The sequence below is a fragment of the Patiriisocius marinistellae genome (assembly GCF_009014635.1).
Taxonomy (GTDB): Bacteria; Bacteroidota; Bacteroidia; order Flavobacteriales; family Flavobacteriaceae; genus Patiriisocius; species Patiriisocius marinistellae.
In genome coordinates, this window is record NZ_BKCF01000014.1 from 1 (window position 1) to 5,104 (window position 5,104).

At 31.0% G+C, this 5,104-nt stretch carries 7 protein-coding genes; all 7 read left to right on the plus strand.

Annotation, left to right across the window (positions count from 1 at the left end; genetic code table 11):
• Nucleotides 1-149 precede the first annotated feature (149 nt).
• Nucleotides 150-962, plus strand: coding sequence for a TIGR02391 family protein (locus tag GB234_RS14780; RefSeq protein WP_208997334.1), 813 nt, complete (start codon nucleotides 150-152; stop codon nucleotides 960-962).
• Between the two features lie 199 nt (nucleotides 963-1,161).
• Nucleotides 1,162-1,752, plus strand: coding sequence for an HNH endonuclease (locus GB234_RS14785; protein ID WP_151895351.1), 591 nt, complete (start codon nucleotides 1,162-1,164; stop codon nucleotides 1,750-1,752).
• Between the two features lie 325 nt (nucleotides 1,753-2,077).
• Nucleotides 2,078-2,488 carry a hypothetical protein gene (locus GB234_RS14790; protein ID WP_151895352.1) on the plus strand — a complete coding sequence of 137 codons (411 nt, stop codon included), beginning with the start codon at nucleotides 2,078-2,080 and terminating at the stop codon, nucleotides 2,486-2,488.
• Between the two features lie 207 nt (nucleotides 2,489-2,695).
• Nucleotides 2,696-2,947: a type II toxin-antitoxin system ParD family antitoxin gene (locus GB234_RS14795; protein ID WP_151895353.1), complete on the plus strand. Its 252-nt coding sequence runs from the start codon at nucleotides 2,696-2,698 to the stop codon at nucleotides 2,945-2,947.
• On the plus strand, nucleotides 2,940-3,239 hold the full coding sequence (locus GB234_RS14800; RefSeq protein WP_151895354.1) for a type II toxin-antitoxin system RelE/ParE family toxin: 300 nt from the start codon (nucleotides 2,940-2,942) through the stop codon (nucleotides 3,237-3,239). The genes GB234_RS14795 and GB234_RS14800 overlap by 8 nt, the downstream gene beginning before the upstream one ends.
• A 223-nt stretch (nucleotides 3,240-3,462) precedes the next feature.
• Nucleotides 3,463-4,170, plus strand: a complete 708-nt coding sequence (locus GB234_RS14805; RefSeq protein ID WP_151895355.1) for a hypothetical protein — start codon at nucleotides 3,463-3,465, stop codon at nucleotides 4,168-4,170.
• Between the two features lie 157 nt (nucleotides 4,171-4,327).
• Nucleotides 4,328-4,822: a DUF2947 family protein gene (locus tag GB234_RS14810; protein WP_172966905.1), complete on the plus strand. Its 495-nt coding sequence runs from the start codon at nucleotides 4,328-4,330 to the stop codon at nucleotides 4,820-4,822.
• Nucleotides 4,823-5,104: the final 282 nt, after the last annotated feature.

Below are 5,104 nucleotides of genomic sequence, written 5' to 3' on the forward strand. Positions count from 1 at the left end.
GCCGAATTTTTACAAATTCGACTTATTGCCAAAAAAATTAATAATCGAAATTTGTAAAAATCAGCTCGTGTCCGTCCGAATGGCTAATGCCATTCTTCCTCCGCACTGCTCATATACAGAGACGTTGTGAGCAATTTAAAAAAAACCGAGTGTCAACAAAAATCAAAGCAATAGAAGGAAGTGTTTTGGAGGGTTTATCCAAAACTTTAGGAGATACTGAAAGAGGTTTAAGCGGAACTGAAATCGGAAAGTTTTTAGCTGAAGTTCAAATTCCTGATTGGGATTCGACTAATACAAAATGGAGAAGATTATATAATGCATTTGTTGAGCACCAAAACAAAGTGCAATATTCCAACAGAATTTTAAAATTTATAAATAAGTCAATGAATCCTGCTCGTTTTGTAGGCAAACAAGAAGAATTTGAGTTTTTAAGATTTGAATTAAATAAAAGACTCTGTTTTATAAGTTTGGAATTGACTGAAAGCGGAAAATTTACAAAGACAAACGTAGCAAAAACCATCACGGATGCCGAACAAAGAGCAAATCGGTTAAAAAACAAATTAGAACAAAGAAATACTCATCCAACTATTTTTCAATATTGCGAGGCGGAATTATTAGCTGATAATTATTTTCACACAGTTTTTGAGGCAACTAAAAGTATCGCAGAAACTATTAGGAATAGAACTGGACTTACAAGTGATGGAGCGGAATTAATTGATTCAGCTTTTTCAATTAAAAATCCTTTAATTCAGATTAATGATTTGGAAAATGATACCCAAAAAAGTGAACACAAAGGATTCGCGAATTTGATTAAAGGAGTTTTTGGAATGTTTAGAAATGTAACAGCTCACGCACCGAAATTTATTTGGGAAATGGACGAAATAGATGCATTAGATATTTTATCGACTATATCGCTGATACATAGAAAATTGGGAGTAAAAACTGCTCACAACAACGTATAAAAATAATAGGGCAATTAGTGCTTAACCCAATGGACAAGGCACTTTTGCTAAGTCGCCAAATTTTTAAATTTGGCTTATTGAACAAAAAAATAATAAGAAAAATTTAAAAATTCGGCTTGTGTTCATCCGAATGGTTTGCGCTCTTTTTCAGCCCTACTATTCTTATACCAGAACGTTCTACACAATTTAAAAAACGAAAATGCAAGAATGTCCAAAATGTAATTCAAAAAGTATCGTTGTTGAAAGAAATTACAACCATTGGAACGTATATGAATGTGCGAATTGTAAATATTGGACTTACTCGAATTCTGACGATTGTTGCAAGGAAAGAAATGAGATTATAACAATTGACCACAAACCCAGTGGAATTATTGCTCTTTATTATCAATGTATTAGTTGTGGAAGTTCACCAAACCGAAACAAACCTTTAAGTATTAAAAAATTTGGAGAAAAAATACGTTCGGAATTTAGCAATTCACGCTTTTTAGAATTTAAAGAAAAAAAGGAATTTGAAAGACAAAAATTGTCGGAGCAAAAGTCTGAATATAATAATCGGAATTCAAAACAGTATAAATATTACGAATATTTAACGAGTCATAAATGGAAGGAACTACGAGAAAAGGTAAAACTAAGAGACAATTTTTTATGTCAAGAATGTAAGTCGGAAAAAGCTGAAGAAGTTCATCATTTGACTTATGAAAATATATTTAACGAAAAGTTATCTGATTTAATTTCAGTTTGTTCAGATTGTCATAAAAAATTACATAAAATTGAAAGAAAAACTGTGTAGAACACCGTATAAACTTTATTGCTGGTTTTAGCTCACTTAGGAAATTCCTCCGGAATTTCTCCGTTCGTAATTTATTTAGTAAATTCACTACTCAAACAACGCAACAAATCTTATACAACAACGTTGTAGGTAATTTAAGAAAAATCAGAAATGATATAGTATTTTAAGAACAAAAAGAACATTCCGTATTTCATAATTTTGATAATCGGAATCGTAATTGGAACATCTAAATGTTGTTTTATTCCTTCTATTTTAGGTTTTGGAATTATAATAATATTCGGAATTATCGCTGGACTAATAATCCGTATTTTTATAAGATAAAATTATGTTGTTTAAGAACAAAACTGAAGAAATTAAAGAGGAGTTTTCTATTGGAAATTATGAATTCTCATTTGACCACGAAAACTCAACAATTGAAATTAGTGGCAATAAAATAATTAATTTGACTATAAAGTCAGATGAAAATGTTTTTGACGAATTATGTGAAAAAGATGATTTTGAATTTAGTTACGGAATTTATTCGCCTGAATTCTATGCTCGTGAAATCGATTTGGAAAAAAAAGGACAAATTGTGATTAACGAAAAAAATCAAAATGATTATGAAACTGCACTTTATTTTATGGAACATAATGATTTAAATATAAATTTAAGTTTACATCCTAACTGGATTTTAGTGGTTGGATGGACAAAAATCAGCGGAAAAGAATACCCGATTACAATCAGAATGAAAAGATAAAAACTACCTACAACACCGTGTATAATTAATTGCTTGGTTCTTGCCTACTTGCGAAAATTCCTGCGGAATTTTCACGGGTTCGTAAAAGTTTGCTAACTTAGTTGCCCAACCACGCAACTAACCATACACAAACACGTTGTGTGCAATTTGAGAAAAATTTTGCCTTAATACCAATTTTTGGTATATTTGAGTAAATTTAGTTTCAAAATGAACAAAAACACATCAATATCACTCGGAAATTATTTTGACCAATTTGTGCAAAGTAGCATAAGCGAAGGACGTTTTAAAAACGTTAGCGAAGTTATACGTGCTGGATTGAGACTTTTGGAGGAAGAGGAAAGTAAAGTTATTGCTCTGAAAAAAGCAATCCAAGAAGGAATTGACAGCGGAATAGCGCACGATTTTGACCCCAAAAAACATCTTGCATCTCTAAAAGCCAAAAAGCACTCAAATGGCTGAATATAAATTAACAAATAAAGCTGTTGCTGATTTATCAAAAATTTGGGAATATACGTTCGAGGTTTGGTCGGAAAAACAAGCTGACAAATATTACGACGAACTTATTTATGATTGTCAAGAAATTGCTGATAACCCAAATTTAGGAAAAAAATACGAGGGAATATCAAAACAACTCTTAGGAAAAAAATCAAATCGTCATATAATATTTTACAGAACATTGAGCCAAAACTACGTGGAAATAACAAGAATATTACACGAAAGAATGGACTTAAAAAAAAGAATAGCGGAATAAAAACTGCACACAACAACGTATAAAAATAATAGGGCAATGAGTGCTTAACCCAATGGTAATAGTACATTTTCGTGGTCGCCAAATTTTTAAATTTGGCTTATTGAACAAAAAAGATAATAAGAAAAATTTAAAAATTCGGCTTGTGTTCATCCGAATGGTTTGCGCTCTTTTTCAGCCCTACTATTCTTATACACATCCGTTGTAACCAATGCGAGAAAAAACGATGAACAGAATTTTAATGATTGTCTTTCTACTTTTAAATTTGACTGCTTGTGCTCAAATTCAAGTTGATATTCCGAAAAATCTTGTCGAAACTGAAATACCAAAAGTCAGTACTGACAAATGGAGAGAATTGAATCACGCTCGAAATGAATTTGGTGTAAAAATCATAGACAATAAACTGAATATCGAAAAAGTAAAAGAAATAAATACAGCGGAATTAAAAATAGATGGTGGAAATATAATCGGAATTAATCGTGGAGAATGGGGTGGAAAACTATCATTTGTTCCGAACGATAAAGACAAAAAAGAAATAGAAATAAAAGAAGGAAATATCAAGTTCGTTTTTGAGTTTAATGACAAAATCTATTTTATAGAAGGACTTGCTCATTTATCGTATAGCAGAGGAGCAATTTTTGAATTAAAAAAAGAAGGAGAGAATTTTACCTACGAAAACATAATGGAATTTGACGATGCACCAGAGGCTTTTACGATTTATGGAAATAAGTTATTAATAGCCACACATCAGAATTTTTATGTAGTTGAGAATTTTAAAAAAGAATTGATTTTTGAAAATACTTTTTGGTCAAGTTTATATCCGAATTCAATTGCGGTAGTTGATAACGAAAATGTTTATATGGGAATTAGAAGCGGATTAGTAAAATTAGATTTGACTAATAAAAATATTACATTTTATAAATACAATGAATAAAGCACTGGTTACAACACCGTATATAATTTATTGCTAGTTCTAGCCTACTTACGAAAATCCTCGCGGATTTTCTATTCGGTTTTTATTTGCTTAGTTTAGTGCTTAAAACACGCAACAAACCATATACAATCACGTTGTAAAACATTTTGACCAACCATTGAACATAGAAGTAGACGATAGAGAAATAGTTCCTTTAAACGAATTTGAATTAGGCTGGAGATTTGAAAAAACTCATTGTCCTGATATTTCTGAATCTGAAAACAAACAAATTCAACCAGTTTCTGAAATGGAATCGAAAAGACTGAATAAGGTCATTGACTATTTCGAACAGGAATATAATTTAAGAGAAAAATTTACTCAAACGGATTGGATAAGTGCGAATGCAGAAAGTGATGAGAAAATTGAGCGATTTAGAAACCAACTCGAATTGACTCTGGAAAAATGGGACGAAGAAATAATAATAACTTGGCATCGGAACATTACGCTGAAAACAACGAAAGAAATATTCATAAAATATTGGACTGATTTTTTATATCCGAGTTCTGATGATGTAACTCTGATTTCGGAAAAAACGAATTGGGTAATGTTTTATAATCACATTGAAGTAGCTAATATTTGGACAAGAATTACTGAAAGTATAACAACGGAATAAAAAAACGTTTTACAACAACGTATATAAAAAATTGCTATTTTTAGCTAAATCAAAAGGTCGTTGCACGTTTGCTACGTCTGATTTTCCTTCGGAAAATCCTCGCACGCAAACACGCAACTTTCCATATACAAAACCGTTGCCACACATTTGAGAAATGAACTTTCCTGAAATAGGTTGACTAAAAATTAAACCTTTAATTATAGTCACTTATGAAAACACAAAATGAACACTGGCGAAAAAAAAGCTATCAAAAAGCAACTTTAGAGACGAAACTTTTAGTCG

What these genes read in the sequence shown, in the direction of transcription:
- GB234_RS14785 (WP_151895351.1), top strand. Translation starts at nt 1,162, where the DNA reads ATGCAAGAATGTCCAAAATGTAATTCAAAAAGTATCGTTGTTGAAAGA.
- GB234_RS14790 (WP_151895352.1), top strand. Translation starts at nt 2,078, where the DNA reads ATGTTGTTTAAGAACAAAACTGAAGAAATTAAAGAGGAGTTTTCTATT.
- GB234_RS14795 (WP_151895353.1), top strand. Translation starts at nt 2,696, where the DNA reads ATGAACAAAAACACATCAATATCACTCGGAAATTATTTTGACCAATTT.
- GB234_RS14800 (WP_151895354.1), top strand. Translation starts at nt 2,940, where the DNA reads ATGGCTGAATATAAATTAACAAATAAAGCTGTTGCTGATTTATCAAAA.
- GB234_RS14805 (WP_151895355.1), top strand. Translation starts at nt 3,463, where the DNA reads ATGAACAGAATTTTAATGATTGTCTTTCTACTTTTAAATTTGACTGCT.